Here is a 13,415-nt window from a genome sequence, read left to right as displayed (position 1 = left end):
CAAGCGGCCACCAGCGTCGCACGAGCAGGGAGAACAGGATGGCGGCCGCGGAACAAGCCTCGTCCCAGAAGACGGCGACCACCTGGCACGGCATCGTGCTGCAGACGCTGAAGCGGAACGAGATCAAGCTCGTGCCCTACGTGCCCGACCGGGTGCTGACCACGCTGATCAAGGACCTGCACGCCGATCCCTACTTCACGACATTTCCGACCGCGCGCGAGGAAGAAGCGGTCGGCATCGTTTCCGGTGCCTGGATGGCGGGCACGCGCGGCGCGGTGCTGATGCAGACCTCGGGCTTTGCCACGCTGGCCAATGTGCTGGCCTCGCTCGCGGTGCCCTACCAGATCCCGTTGATCATGTTCGTCTCCGAGCGCGGCACACTCGGCGAGTTCAACTACGGCCAGGCGCTGGTCTGCCGCACCATGCGCCCGGTGCTGGATTCGCTGGCCATGGAGCATCACACCATCACCCGGCTCGACGAGCTCGAATTCATTGCCGACCGCTCGATCAAGCAGGCCGTCACCACCCAGGCGCCGGTGGCACTGATACTCTCGCCGCTGCTGACCGGCGGCAAGACCTTCGACAAGTGAGATCAGCCATGACCAGCACCCCCGCGCGCAACACCAAGGTGATGAACCGCTTCGAGCTCACCCAGCGCCTCGTCGCCGGGCTGAAGGACGAGGCCGTGGTCGGCGGCATCGGCAACACCAATTTCGACCTCTGGGCCGCCGGCCACCGCCCGCAGAATTTCTACATGCTGGGCAGCATGGGCCTCGCCTTCCCGATCGCGCTCGGCGTCGCGCTGGCGCAGCCGAAGCGGCGCGTATTCGCACTCGAAGGCGACGGCTCGCTGCTGATGCAGCTCGGCTGCCTCTCGACCATCGCGACACTGGCGCCGAAGAATCTCACCATGGTGGTGATGGACAACGGTATCTACCAGATCACGGGCGCGCAGCCGACGCCGGCCGCCGGCCATACCGATATCGTTCAGGTCGCAATCGCCAGCGGCATCGCGAGCAGCTCATGGGCCGCCGACGAGGACGATTTCGAGCGACTGATCGAGCAGTCGAAACAGGCCTCCGGCCCGACCTTGATCGGCGTCCGCATCGACGACAAGCCCGGCACCGGCACCACCCGCCGCGACCCCGTGCAGATCCGCGAGCGGTTTATGCATGGGATGGGGGTACGGCAGCTGCTCTAGATAAGAAGGCGCCTGCGACCGACGCATCCGTCATTGCGAGGAGCTCGCGACAAAATTGCAGAGCAATCTTGCGCTGAAGCGACGAAGCAATCCATGCATCCGCGCATGCGGCTGGATGGATTGCTTCGCTGCGCTCGCAATGACGGCCGTGGCCACTCAATTCAACCTCAGCTCCGTGATGTGCCGCGGATCCGGCGCGAGCTCGCCGCGTTCGACGCGCTTGACGATGTCGGTCAGCGCGGCATTGGCGTTGCACGCGATGCCGAGCTTCTCGCCTTCGCTGACCACGAGCCCGTTGAGGAATTCGATCTCGGTGCGGCGGCCCTTTTGCATGTCCTGGCCCATCGAGGGGCGCTGCGCCGATGAGGTGCGCTTGGCATCCTTGAAGCGCTGCTCGTCGCACGCGCGCGTTGCGGCCTCGTCGCCCTCGCCGGCGCGGGCGATGGTCTCGGGCGGCAGGTGCAGGATCTCCTCCAGCTGATAGCCCTGCGCCTGGCCGACGCGGATCGCCTCGCTGCCGAGCCGCGTCGAGAAGCGGCGCAGCGGTTCGCTTTGCAGCACCTCGCCGCCCGCCAGACCCGTGCAGGCCGAGAGCCCGTTGCCCATCACGTTGGCGACGAGCTTGGACCAGCGCTCGCCCCAGAGATTGGAGGTGACCTTGGCGCTGTCGGAATAACCGACCAGGCGGCAGACTTCCTCCGCCCGCGCGGTGATCCGGCCATGCACCTCGCCGGCGCGAAACACGGTGTGGGCGGCCCCGCCCTTGCCGGCGCCGCGGTGGATATGGCCCGGCTCCGGCAAATTGACGGTGATGCTGCTCGCGATGCAGCCGAGCGTCTTGCCCCAGCCGACGATGCCGGCGATGGTCTCCTCGTTCATACAGTTCTGCAGCGAGACGACGTAACCGTCCGCCGCCAGATATTGCCGGATCAGCATGGTGGCCCAGGCGGTGTCGTAGGACTTCATGCAGACGAAGGCGATGTCGACCGGTTTCTCTTTCGCCAGCTGCTGCGCGTCGGTGACATCAAGCGCGCGCACCGGCACCGAGAATTCCGCGACGTCCATCGCGTGCGTGACGCGCAGGCCGTGCTTGCGCATGTGCTCGACATGCGCGGGCCAGGGATCGACGAAGGTGACGTCCTCCCCCGCCTGCACCATATGCGCACCGGCGTAGCCGCCGACAGCGCCCGCGCCGACGATCGCGATCTTCCGAGCCATGCTTCCATCCCCTGTTCTTGATTGAGACGAACGCTGGCTGCGTCCATCCGTTGCGGATCAGTCTAGGGGATCGCGGCGTCAGGCCAACCGGTCGCTTCATGAAAAAAGCGGGCCTGTGCCATACCAGTATTCATGGGACTCAGGAAAATCCCCGCGGGCGATGGGCCCGCGAGGATCTTCGTAGTCAGACGTCTCGACGCGATCAGTCGATGATCTTGACGATCCGGCGGGTGCGCGGCTCCACGATCACGCGGCGATCATTGACGACCGCATAGCGATACTCGGTGTAGCGCGGCACCGGGCGCAGCACGACGGTGTCGGGCAGCGGCTCGCCGACGACGACGCGTTCACGCACCACCACCGACGGCTCGTTGCGCGGGATCGACGTGATCACCGCATTCGGAATCTCGAGGCCGGCGCCGACCGCGGCACCCACCGTGCCGCCGACGATCTCGCCGACAGGCCCCGCGATTTCGCCGCCAGCCCGCGCGCCGTTCGCGGCACCCGCCGCAGTCGTGGACTGCGCGAAGGCCGAGCCGGACGCGAGCAGCGACGCAGCAGCGACAAGGGACACAGCAAAACGCTTGTTCATGATTCTCCTCCTCCGAATTGATCGATGCCCCCTCAACATCGCAAGCAACGAGAACGTTCCAGTTCCAACGCTGCAACCCGCGCAACGCCAGTTCCGCGCGCAATTCGCTTGATTCCGGCACGAACGAAAATGCTGCTCCGAACAACCTTCGAAGCAGCATTCATCCTGGGTTCAGATTCAGAGATCGTGCAGAACAGACCGCACTGCGCGCCGTTCATTCCGGCGATTTTTGATCGGCTCGCCGTCTCGGAGCTCGCCGTCTTGGCGGCGGTGCAGCCGCTGGCTTGATGCGAATTCGCATCGTCCCGCCTTTCGACTCGATCTCGAAAGCGTTGGTCCTGCGCACCAGTTCGCCGAGGGTGCGGAAGCCGTAGGTCCTCTGATCGAAATCCGACGCGAAATTAGCCAGCTGCCGTCCGACCTCGCCAAGCGTGACCCAGCCGTCTTCGCTCGCCATCTGGCTGATGACCTTCTTGATGATCGGCGTGGCAGCCTCCGGCGGCTGCAACGGCTGCGCCCGCACGGCGGCATCCTGATTGCTCGGCGCGCCGCCGCGCAGATTCTCGGTATAGACGAACCGGCGGCAGGCCTGCCGAAAACTCTCCGGCGTCTTCTGCTCGCCGAACCCGAACACGTCGATGCCGTGCTCGCGGATGCGGGCGGCAAGCCGGGTGAAATCGCTGTCCGACGACACCAGGCAAAAGCCATCGAACCGGCCGCTGTGCAGCAGGTCCATGGCGTCGATCACCAAGGTGATGTCGGATGCATTCTTCCCGGTCGTATAGGCGAATTGCTGCTGCGGGATGATGGCGTGCTTCGACAGGATGTCGGCCCAGCCCTTGGACCTGGGATTGGAGAAGTCGCCGTAGATCCGGCGCACGCTGGCCTCGCCGATCTTGGCGATCTCCTCGAACAGCCCATCGGCGATCTTTGCAGATGCGTTGTCGGCGTCGATCAGGACGGCCAGACGAGGCGAACGGAGTTCGGAAGGCATGGCATTTCTCGGCTGGGACAGGATGAATGGACAATTCCGCAGACAGCTGCGGAACCGGCGCAGGCGTCGCATCGGAGCACATCGCGCCTCCCAAGCATAGGCGGCATTGCCAAGACGTCGCGGCAATGGCGGCCTTGAGGCGGCGAGGTCAGATCACCTCGCCCAAGTCGATCGCCCGCCTGGCGAACTCGATGGCCTTCTCGGCGGTGATCGCGTCCGCTGTGGTCGTCGCCTCGTCGCGCACCGACGGCGGCGAAGCGATCCGGATCTTCTTGCCGTTCGAACGGCGGATGGTCGCGCGCCAGCGATCGACATCGCGCCGGTAGGCATCGATGACAAAATCCCGATAGCTGACGCCGCTCATCAGCGGCTGAATCGATGCCGCTTCGACAGTGAGCGGCCGGCTTGCGATGTCGCGCACCATCTCGACAATGGTCTCGACGGCATGCTCACGCGCGACGCCGGTCGCGTCCCTGAGCAGATAGTTCACCGCCGCGCCGATCTGCGCCCTCGCGCGATCGTCGCTCGCAAAATCCAGATCGGCCTGAACTGACATATGGGGAAAACGCCTCCGCCCGACGCAACATCGGATACCTCCAGGCATCCGGCACCTTGCAACTACGTGACGTTTAGTCGGCTCCCCATTAAAGCCGGATTATCCGTTAGCCCCCGATTTCTCGGATGCCGTTAACCGGCTCTTGATGCCGCTTCGCAGGATGCCCGAAGCGGCAAGGATGGTCGGCCGGATCACGGAAGGACCGGGCTACGCGCCGATGTGTCCGCGGCCCGCCCGGTGCGGCAGCCCGGTTCGCGCCCCCAATTCGCGCGTGATCAGCAATTGACATATTACTGCTATCCGTGTGACATTTTATTAAAAGGGGCCGACAAGAGCCCATCAATGTCCACTTGGGGAGGCAGCAATGACCATTTCCGACATCACCGCGACAGCCGGAAGCCGGGCTCCGGCCGCCGTTGCGCGAACCGCGCAGGCGCAGCAGGTCGCCGATATCGCGGCGCGGCTCGAACGCCTGCCGCTGACCTCCTATCAGCGCTGGATCTTCGGAATCATCGCGACCGCGTGGTTCTTCGACAGCATGGACCTGGCCGCGCTCACCTTCGTGCTGGGCTCGATCCGCCAGACCTTCGGCCTGTCGACGGCGGAAGCCGGACTGCTGTCCAGCATGAGCTTCCTCGGCATGTTCGCGGGCGCCGCGTGCGCCGGCCTGCTTGCCGACCGCTTCGGCCGCGCCCGCGTCTTCCAGGTCAGCATGATCTTCTGGGGACTGGGCAGCCTGTGCTGCGGTCTGTCCACCACGGCGACCGCGCTCGGTGCATCCCGCCTGCTGCTCGGCTTCGGCATGGGCATGGAGTTTCCGGTCGCGCAGTCGATGGTCTCGGAGATCATGCCGGCGCGCAACCGCGGCCGCTACATCGCGTTCCTCGAAGGATTCTGGCCGCTCGGCTTCATCGCGTCGGGCCTGTTGACCTACTTCGTGCTGCAGGTCGCCGACTGGCGCTGGGTCTTCATCCTGCAGGCGATCCCGGCCGTCTTCGTGCTGGTGGTGCGCCGCTTCGTTCCGGAATCGCCGCGCTGGCTTGCGTCCCACGGTTATTCGGAGTGGGCCGAAGCGACCGTGCGCGACATCGAATCCAGGGTCCGCGACCGTCTCGGCGGCAAGGAGCTGCCGCCGGTGGTGCGCCAGGTGGCCGCCCCCGCGTCCGAAGTGACCGGCCTGAGAACGCTGTTTTCGGGCATCTATGCCAAGCGGACCACGATGTTGTGGACCCTGTGGTTCTTCGCGCTGCTCGGCTTCTACGGCCTGACCACGTGGCTCGGCGCGCTGCTGCAGGCCAAAGGCTTCCCGATCACCAAATCGGTGTTCTACACCATCCTGATCTCGCTCGCGGGGATCCCCGGCTTCCTGGTCTCGGCGTGGCTCGTCGAATCCTGGGGCCGCAAGGCGACGCTGGTGATGAACCTGCTCTGCGGCGCGATCGCCTGCCATTTCTACGGCTCGGCGGCGGACCAGACCCAGCTCATCATTGCCGGCCTCTGCATGCAATTCTTCCTGTTCGGCATGTGGTCGGCGCTCTACGCCTATACGCCCGAACTGTACCCGACCCATGTCCGCGCCACCGGAACGGGCTTTGCCTCCGCGGTCGGCCGAATCGGTTCGCTGATCGGCCCCTATGTGATCGGCGTGATCCTGCCGGCGGCCGGACAAGGCGGCGTGTTTGCGCTCGGCGCCGGCGCGTTCGTGGTGGCGGCGCTTGCGGTGCTGTTGCTCGGCGAGGAAACCCGCGGCCGGACGCTGGAAAGCATTTCGCACTGATGGGCGCGCGGCGCGCCGTCCGGTTCAGCGCGGCGCCGATCGACCGGCCTTGTCATTGCCATCGGGCGTGTGAGATATCTGCTGTACAGCAGCACTCACGATCCTGATGGTAAATTCGAGCAAACGATCCAGCACGGTGCGCGTGCGCACAGCAGGAAGCCGCCGGCCGGCACGGCAATCGTCCGCCGCCGGCGACAAGCCGCGCGGTTCCGCGCCGGCCCCGCTCCCGCAAAGCGACGTCACGCTCACCGATCGCGCCTATGCCGAGCTGGAAGAGCTGATCGTGACGCTGCAACTGCCGCCGGGCACCGCGCTCTCCGAGCTCGTGCTCGCCAAACGGCTCAACATCGGCCGAACCCCGATCCGCGAGGCCTTGCAGCGCCTGTCGCGCGACGGCCTCGTCAACATCCTGGCCCGCCGCGGCGTGCTGGTGTCCGAGATCGACCTCAGGGCCCAGCTGCGCCTGCTCGAAGTCCGGCGCGAGCTGGAACGGCTGATGGCGCGCGGCGCCGCCGAGCGCGCCACCAGCGAGCAGCGCATGCAGTTCTCGGAGATCGCCGCCGGCATGCGGCGCGCGGCGGAGAAATCCGACGACCTGCTGTTCATGCGGCTGGATCACCAGTTCAACACCCTGATCTCCGCGGCGTCGCGCAACGAGTTCGCCTCCCGCGCCATGGGCCTGATGCATGGCCTGTCGCGCCGGTTCTGGTACCAGCATTACAAGGAAGCGGCCGATTTGCCGCTCGCGGCGCGGCTGCATGCCGACGTCGCTGAAGCCATCGCCGAGCGCCGCGTCGACGCCGCGGGCGCGGCGTCCGACAGCCTGATCGACTACATCGAGAGTTTTGCACGTTCGACGCTGTAACGGCTCTCAGAGCTCGACGACCGTGCGGATCGAACGTCCGCGCCGCAGCGCCTCGAAGCCGTCATTGATGCTGTCGAGGCTGCAGCGGCCTGTGATCAGTTCGTCGAGCTTGAGCCGGCCGTCCAGATAGGCCTGCGCCAGAAAGGGAAAGTCGCGCCGTGGCCGCGCGCCGCCATAGCTCGAGCGGCGAAATCGCTTCTCGCCCATCAACGCGCCCCAGCGAAAACTCACGTCCCGCGTGACGTCGATCTTGCCGAGCCAGATCACCTCGCCGCCCGGCCGTACCGCCTCCGCGGTCTGCCGAAACGCGTTGGGATGGCCCGCCGCTTCAAGGATGACGTCGGCGCCGCGGCCGCCCGTCGCCTGCTTTGCGAACTGGACCGGGTCCTCGCGGGCCGCGTTGACGACGTGCGTGGCGCCGAGCTGCCGCGCCAGCGCCAGCTTTGCATCATCGAGGTCGACCGCGATGACAGCACCTGCGCCGGCAAGCCGGGCGCCCTGCACCGCTGCCAGCCCGACCGCGCCGCAGCCGGTGACCATCACGGTATCGCCGTGACCGATGGCGGCGACGTTCAGCGCGGCGCCGACGCCGGTCATGACGCCGCAGCCGATCAGGCACGCGCGGTCGAACGGGATGTCGTTCGGCACGACGATCGCTTGCTGGGCCGGCAGCACGACATATTCCGAGAACGCGCCGAGGAACATCAGGTGCGTCAGCTTGCGTCCGTCCGCGAGCTGCGCCTTCGATGCGCCGTCGAAATGCACGCCTTCCGCACCCCGCGCGAGGTAGGTCTCGCACAGGATCGGCTGCGCGCGGTCGCAGTGAAAGCAGTGCCCGCAATGCGGATTCCAGGACAGGATGACGTGATCGCCGACGCTGATGTCGCGCACCGCGCTGCCGATTTCCTCGACGATGCCTGCCGCCTCGTGCCCGAGGATCATCGGCAAGGGATAGCGCAACGATCCGTCGATGACTTCGAGATCGGTGTGGCAGAGCCCCCCGGCACGCACCTTCACCACGACGTCGGTCGGCATGGGCGGCGCAAGCGATACGCGCTCGACGGAAAGCGGCGTTCCGCTTTGATGCAGCACCGCCGCGCGACAGGTCAGGGTCATCTCAAGAATTCTCTGCCGGGGGCGTCAGCACGGGCTCAGGCCGTCTGTCCGGAGCGCAGCGCCGCAACCGCCTCGTCGAGATCGGCCGAGGAGAGCTCCCATTCATTGTCGAAATTGGCGACGACGCGCCGCATGAAGCTCTCGTGCAGCGCTTTCGCAGCAGCGGCATCGTGCAGATGGTCATAGAGCAGCGCGAAGGCCAGTTGTGCCGGCTCGGGCCCTTCGTAGCTCCATTCAAAGCCGTGCTCGGTGACACGAAGCTGGTCGTAATGCGGTGACAGCGGCTTGCCGTCGACCAGCACCGAAATGCCGTCGATGGTGCGGTCCCCGGTATAGCTCGCCATCGGATCCTCCCTGTGCTGCAGCATCATATCAGGAGCTCGGTCAGGATCCCGGCGGACGCATCTTGAGGTCCTTCTTGACGACCTCGGGGAATATCCACATCGCGACGGTTGCGAACACGCCGAGGAAGGCTACCGCATAGCTCGGTCCCTGCTGTCCCAGATAGACCATGAAAAAATATCCGCAGGCCGCCGTGGCGAGGCAGGCCAGCGACAGCATGAGCTTGATGTGGCTTGGCATCGAGACCTCCCTTCAGGTTATCCACGTGGAAAAGGACGGCGCGGCGACGCGGACCAGCAGCGCGAGCGCGGCGATCATGGCGCAACAGGACAGCCGGAATCCCGCGCGTCCGTCGCGCCACCATTCCGGCAGCGCCTGAAACAGCCCGGGTAGAAACAAGAACAGCACGCCGCCGACGACAACGATTGTGGTCCAGCGCAATTCGGCCAGCGCGAATGCCAGCGTGCCGGCGAGCAGCATCACCCACAATGCGGTGGTCATCGTCACCGGCAGGACGGCGCGCCCGCGCAGCGGGTACATCCCGGCCAGTTGCAGGAAGCCGATGCAGCACACGCTCCACAGCAGGCCGAACCAGGCGATACCGGCGAGATTGGGCTCAAGCTGCGGCATGCGGCACCGATTGCTCCTTCGCCATGACCCGCGGCGTCCGCGCCGTCCGGCGCATGTCGGTCTTCACATGGCGCGTGCTGTAGCCGTTGAAGATGTGGCCAAGCAGGCCGCGATTGAGGTCGGAGGTGCCGAACACATAGTCCATCACCGGGAAGGTCAGGTTCATGTTCCGCTCCATCATGATCGACTGGTTGTGATGGGCGGTATGATGCCGGCGGATGGTGTTGACGAACGGCATGTTGCGCACGAAGGCATTTTCCTCGACGTGGCAGCAGAAATGCATGAACTCGTAGATCAGGTACATCGAGGTCGTCGTGGTGATCAGCAGCCAGCCGGTGTTGGCCGAGATCACAAGGCCCGCGACGATCGCCGGCGGGATCGACATCAGAGTAAACACCACGAGCGCATAGGGCGGGAAGAAGGTGACGCGCCAGTCGTGATGATCGGCGAAGCGCATCTCCTCCTCGGTGAAGAACTGATGGTGCATCAGGGTGTGGCGGCTGTAGACCGCGCGCAGCAAGGGCACATTCGAGGGCCGGTGCATGACGAAGCGGTGCACCGCCCATTCGAAGAAGTTTGCGATCAGGAAGACCACGGGAATGGTGAGGTATTCCCACCATTTCACGTCGTGCACATTGGCCAGATAGACATACAGCGCCGTGAAGCCGATCGTGTAGATCAGCACGACATGCAGCCAGCCATTGTACCAGCCCACCACGCGCTCGCGGTAGGTCGCGCGATATTTGCGCTGGCGGTCGGTCATCCCTGTTGCAGCCAACTCCATCGCGGGTCCCTCCGTCATTCCTGATCTGATATATCAGTAGCACATCAGATGCCAAAGGCAAGCTGCCTTGGTGGGCCGGACGCGGTCAGGAAAAGGGATCGGCGCGCGGAACCCACGCAAGACGGAGCAGGAAGGCCTGGCTGGATTCGAACGGTCAGGCGGGTTGCGCCCTGCCCGCCCACCCCGGCGAAGGCTCGGACGGAAGCGCCCCCATGAAAAAAAGCCGCCCCGGACGGTGTCCGAGGCGGCCTGTGGTATTCGACAGATCAGAAGGTCAGAGCAGGCCCGCGCCGCGCGCCCACTTGTACTTGGCGCCGAGCACCTCGACCGGGAGTTCGGTCGAATAGGCGTAGGCCGGGATGCCGTTCTGGTAGAGATACTCGGCGGCTTCCTCGACCTCGACGTCGCCGGCGAGCGAGGCGACGATCGGCTTGACGAAGCCCTTGGCCTCCATCTCCTTCTTCACCTCGACCATGTTGCGCGCGAACACCATCGGCGGCGTCACGATGGTGTGCCAGTAGCCGAGGATCAGCGCGTGGATGCGCTCATCCGACAGGCCGAGCTTGACCGTGTTGACGTAGGTGATCGGCGGCTCGCCGCCGGTGATATCCACAGGATTTCCGGCCGCGCCGAACGGCGGGATGAACTTGCGGAACGCCGCATCGAGGTCCGGCGGCATCTGCATCAGCGACAGGCCATTGTCGACCACGGAGTCGGAGAGCAGCACGCCGGAGCCGCCGGCGCCGGTGATGATCAGCACGTTCTCGCCCTTCGGCGTCGGCAGCACCGGCACGCCGCGGGCGAATTCGAGCAGCTGCCGCAGGCTGCGGGCGCGGATCACGCCCGACTGCTTGAACACGTCCTCGTAGATCTTGTCGTTGCCGGCGAGCGCGCCGGTATGCGACGAGGCCGCCTTCGCGCCCGCAGACGTGCGCCCGGCCTTGAGCACGACCACCGGCTTCTTCTTGGAGACGCGCTTGGCGGCTTCCGCGAAGGCGCGGCCATCCTTCAGGTCCTCGCAGTGCTGCGCGATCAGGTTGGTGTTGGGATCCTGCTCGAAAAAGGCGAGCAGATCGTCCTCGTCGATGTCGGACTTGTTGCCGAGGCCGACGATCGCCGACACGCCCATCTTGGCCGAGCGCGAGAAGCCGATGATCGCCATGCCGATGCCGCCCGACTGCGACGACAGCGCGGCGTGGCCCTTGACGTCATAGGCGGTGCAGAACGTGGCGCAGAGATTGGCCGGGGTATAATAGAAGCCGTAGATGTTCGGCCCCATCAGGCGGATATTGTACTTCTTGCCGACCTCGACGATCTCGGCCTGCAATTCCGGCGCGCCGGCCTCGGCAAAGCCCGAGGGAATCAGCACCGCGCCGGGGATTTTCTTCTCGCCGCATTCGGCGAGCGCGCCGGCGACGAATTTCGCCGGGATCGCGAACACCGCCGTGTCGATCACGCCGGGCACGTCCTTGACGCTCTTGTAGGCCTTGTAGCCGAGGATCTCGTCGGCCTTGGGGTGGATCGGATAGATCTCGCCCTTGTAGCCGCCGTTGATGAGGTTCTTCATCACGGAGTTGCCGATCTTGCCGTCCTCGGCGGAGGCGCCGATCACAGCAACGCCCTTCGGCTGCATGATTCGGTTCATCGCGGCGACGATCTCTTCGGTCGGACGCGGCGCCGGGCGCGGCTTGTAGTTGAAGTCGACGACGATGCGGACGTCGGCCGCGATCGCGTTCTTGCTGGTGGCGAACACCGGGTTGAGGTCGAGCTCGACGATCTCGGGGAAATCGCTGACCAGCTGCGACACCTTGACGATGACGTCGGCGAGCGCCTCGCGATTGACCGCCTCGCCGCCGCGCACGCCCTTCAGCATCTCATGCGCCTGGATGCCGTCGAGCATCGACAGCGCATCATCCTTGGTCGCGGGCGCGAGGCGGAAGGTGATGTCCTTGAGGATTTCGACCAGCACACCGCCGAGGCCGAAGGCAACCAGCTTGCCGAACGAGCCGTCGGTGATCGAGCCGACGATCACCTCGGTGCCGCCGCCCAGCATCTGCTGGACCTGGATGCCCTCGATCTTGGCGTCGGCCTTGTACTTCCTGGCGTTGGCGAGAATCGTCTCGTAGCTCTTCTCGGCCTCGGCGGCGCTCTTGACGCCGACCACCACGCCGCCGGCCTCGGTCTTGTGGAGGATGTCGGGCGAGACGATCTTCATCACGACCGGGAAGCCCATGTCGGAGGCGATGCGGGCGGCCTCGGCCGCCGACTTGGCGACCCCCTCTTTCGGCACCGGAATGCCGTAGGCATCGCACACCACCTTGCCTTCAGGCGCGGTGAGGCTCGTGCGCTTGTCGGCCCTGACCGCATCGAGAATTTTGCGGACCGCATCCTTCGAATTTGACATTGGCTTCCTCCTGGGACAGATTTCGTGGCATTTGGTATGCCAAAAACGCAATTGTCAAGGTCGGTCGAGGTCCAAAAAGATCGAAAAATATAGGCGGCTTGACATTCTGGTATTTGGCATGCCAAAAATCTAAGGTAATTTCTTCTGCTAAGAAGACGTCTCCAAGAGGAGGAGACGAGTCGTGCCAGAACCGAAACAGACCAAGGCGTCGCCCACCATGGCTGACACAGATATCGCCATCGTCCGGATCGCGCCGGAGACGAGCTTCAAGAACAAGGCCTATGAGGCCTTGAAGGAAGCGATCCTGAAGATGGACATCTACGCGACGCCGGAGCCGGTGATGCTCGACGAGCGCGCACTGTCCGAGCGCCTCGGCGTCAGTCGCACGCCGATCCGCGAAGCGATCGCGATGCTCGAGCAGGACGGATTCGTGAAAACCGTGCCGCGCCGCGGCATCGTCGTGGTCCGCCGTACCAAGGCGGAGATCGTCGACATGATCCGCGCCTGGGCGGCGCTGGAGAGCATGGCGGCGCGCCTGATCACGACCACCGCGCGCAAGAAGGACATCTCGGCGCTGCGCGACTTCTTCAAGGACTTCAGCGACGATCGCCTGCCGCAGGATCACGTCGAGGAATATTCCAAGGCCAACATCGCCTTCCACCAGGCGCTGATCTCGCTGTCGGAATCGCCTGTTCTGGTCGACCTCACCAATGACCTACTGCTGCATGTGCGCGGCTATCGCCAGCTCACGATCGGCCGCAAGGACCGCACCGCGACCTCGCTGCCCGAGCATCTCGGGATCATCGAGGCGCTGGAAGCGCGCGACACCGAGCTCGCCGAGAAGCGCGCACGCGACCACACGCTTGGGCTTGCGGCCTATGTCGAGGCGCACGGCCAAGAATTATTCACGTAGAGAACCGTTCACTTAAGTTTGAG

The 13,415-nt window shown here is 65.1% G+C and carries 15 protein-coding genes; 5 read left to right on the top strand and 10 right to left on the bottom strand.

The features are described from left to right. The first annotated feature begins 38 nt into the window (after positions 1 to 38). Together ACVI1L_RS28540 and ACVI1L_RS28535 are read left to right on the top strand one after the other, a co-directional pair. Complete coding sequence (locus ACVI1L_RS28540) at positions 39 to 590, top strand: thiamine pyrophosphate-binding protein (RefSeq protein WP_050405122.1); 552 nt, start codon at positions 39 to 41, stop codon at positions 588 to 590. Positions 591 to 598: 8 nt separating this feature from the next. Next, positions 599 to 1,201 carry a thiamine pyrophosphate-dependent enzyme gene (locus ACVI1L_RS28535; RefSeq protein ID WP_316397096.1) on the top strand — a complete coding sequence of 201 codons (603 nt, stop codon included), beginning with the start codon at positions 599 to 601 and terminating at the stop codon, positions 1,199 to 1,201. Between the two features lie 156 nt (positions 1,202 to 1,357). On the opposite strand, the gene ACVI1L_RS28530 is transcribed toward ACVI1L_RS28535, so the two are convergent. The 4 genes from ACVI1L_RS28530 to ACVI1L_RS28515 all read right to left on the bottom strand — a co-directional run bounded on the left by ACVI1L_RS28530 (position 1,358) and on the right by ACVI1L_RS28515 (position 4,561). After that, complete coding sequence (locus tag ACVI1L_RS28530; protein WP_456784401.1) at positions 1,358 to 2,419, bottom strand: ketopantoate reductase family protein; 1,062 nt, start codon at positions 2,417 to 2,419, stop codon at positions 1,358 to 1,360. Positions 2,420 to 2,621: 202 nt separating this feature from the next. Beyond that, positions 2,622 to 3,011 (bottom strand): DUF1236 domain-containing protein, encoded by a 390-nt coding sequence (locus ACVI1L_RS28525; RefSeq protein ID WP_016842369.1) that lies wholly within the window; start codon positions 3,009 to 3,011, stop codon positions 2,622 to 2,624. A 214-nt stretch (positions 3,012 to 3,225) separates the two neighbouring features. Continuing rightward, the gene (locus ACVI1L_RS28520) at positions 3,226 to 4,005 is read right to left on the bottom strand and encodes an NYN domain-containing protein (RefSeq protein ID WP_057020277.1); all 780 of its coding nucleotides are present in this window, start codon (positions 4,003 to 4,005) and stop codon (positions 3,226 to 3,228) included. 148 nt (positions 4,006 to 4,153) lie between these two features. After that, positions 4,154 to 4,561, bottom strand: a complete 408-nt coding sequence (locus tag ACVI1L_RS28515; RefSeq protein WP_253609453.1) for a hypothetical protein — start codon at positions 4,559 to 4,561, stop codon at positions 4,154 to 4,156. 364 nt (positions 4,562 to 4,925) lie between these two features. On the opposite strand from ACVI1L_RS28515, the gene ACVI1L_RS28510 reads away from it, so the two are divergent. Both ACVI1L_RS28510 and ACVI1L_RS28505 read left to right on the top strand, forming a co-directional pair. After that, positions 4,926 to 6,338, top strand: a complete 1,413-nt coding sequence (locus ACVI1L_RS28510; RefSeq protein ID WP_456784400.1) for an MFS transporter — start codon at positions 4,926 to 4,928, stop codon at positions 6,336 to 6,338. A gap of 106 nt (positions 6,339 to 6,444) precedes the next feature. Beyond that, a complete protein-coding gene (locus ACVI1L_RS28505; protein ID WP_076833364.1) occupies positions 6,445 to 7,203 on the top strand; it encodes a GntR family transcriptional regulator in 759 nt (252 codons plus the stop codon). A gap of 6 nt (positions 7,204 to 7,209) precedes the next feature. On the opposite strand, the gene ACVI1L_RS28500 is transcribed toward ACVI1L_RS28505, so the two are convergent. The 6 genes from ACVI1L_RS28500 to ACVI1L_RS28475 all read right to left on the bottom strand — a co-directional run bounded on the left by ACVI1L_RS28500 (position 7,210) and on the right by ACVI1L_RS28475 (position 12,479). After that, positions 7,210 to 8,319 (bottom strand): Zn-dependent alcohol dehydrogenase, encoded by a 1,110-nt coding sequence (locus ACVI1L_RS28500; RefSeq protein WP_456784399.1) that lies wholly within the window; start codon positions 8,317 to 8,319, stop codon positions 7,210 to 7,212. 35 nt (positions 8,320 to 8,354) lie between these two features. Then, positions 8,355 to 8,663, bottom strand: a complete 309-nt coding sequence (locus tag ACVI1L_RS28495) for a DUF6166 domain-containing protein (RefSeq protein ID WP_456784398.1) — start codon at positions 8,661 to 8,663, stop codon at positions 8,355 to 8,357. A gap of 40 nt (positions 8,664 to 8,703) precedes the next feature. Next, positions 8,704 to 8,901 (bottom strand): hypothetical protein, encoded by a 198-nt coding sequence (locus ACVI1L_RS28490; protein ID WP_024579640.1) that lies wholly within the window; start codon positions 8,899 to 8,901, stop codon positions 8,704 to 8,706. A gap of 12 nt (positions 8,902 to 8,913) precedes the next feature. Continuing rightward, positions 8,914 to 9,291: a hypothetical protein gene (locus ACVI1L_RS28485; protein WP_456784397.1), complete on the bottom strand. Its 378-nt coding sequence runs from the start codon at positions 9,289 to 9,291 to the stop codon at positions 8,914 to 8,916. After that, complete coding sequence (locus ACVI1L_RS28480; protein WP_253587326.1) at positions 9,278 to 10,075, bottom strand: sterol desaturase family protein; 798 nt, start codon at positions 10,073 to 10,075, stop codon at positions 9,278 to 9,280. Before ACVI1L_RS28480 ends, ACVI1L_RS28485 begins: the two co-directional genes overlap by 14 nt. A gap of 274 nt (positions 10,076 to 10,349) precedes the next feature. After that, the gene (locus ACVI1L_RS28475; RefSeq protein WP_057020270.1) at positions 10,350 to 12,479 is read right to left on the bottom strand and encodes an acetate--CoA ligase family protein; all 2,130 of its coding nucleotides are present in this window, start codon (positions 12,477 to 12,479) and stop codon (positions 10,350 to 10,352) included. A gap of 217 nt (positions 12,480 to 12,696) precedes the next feature. On the opposite strand from ACVI1L_RS28475, the gene ACVI1L_RS28470 reads away from it, so the two are divergent. Next, positions 12,697 to 13,392: a GntR family transcriptional regulator gene (locus ACVI1L_RS28470; protein WP_050387017.1), complete on the top strand. Its 696-nt coding sequence runs from the start codon at positions 12,697 to 12,699 to the stop codon at positions 13,390 to 13,392. The last annotated feature ends 23 nt before the right edge of the window (positions 13,393 to 13,415 follow it).

Source organism: Bradyrhizobium sp. USDA 4516 (assembly GCF_054055915.1).
This window is presented reverse-complemented; position numbering and strand designations above follow the sequence as displayed.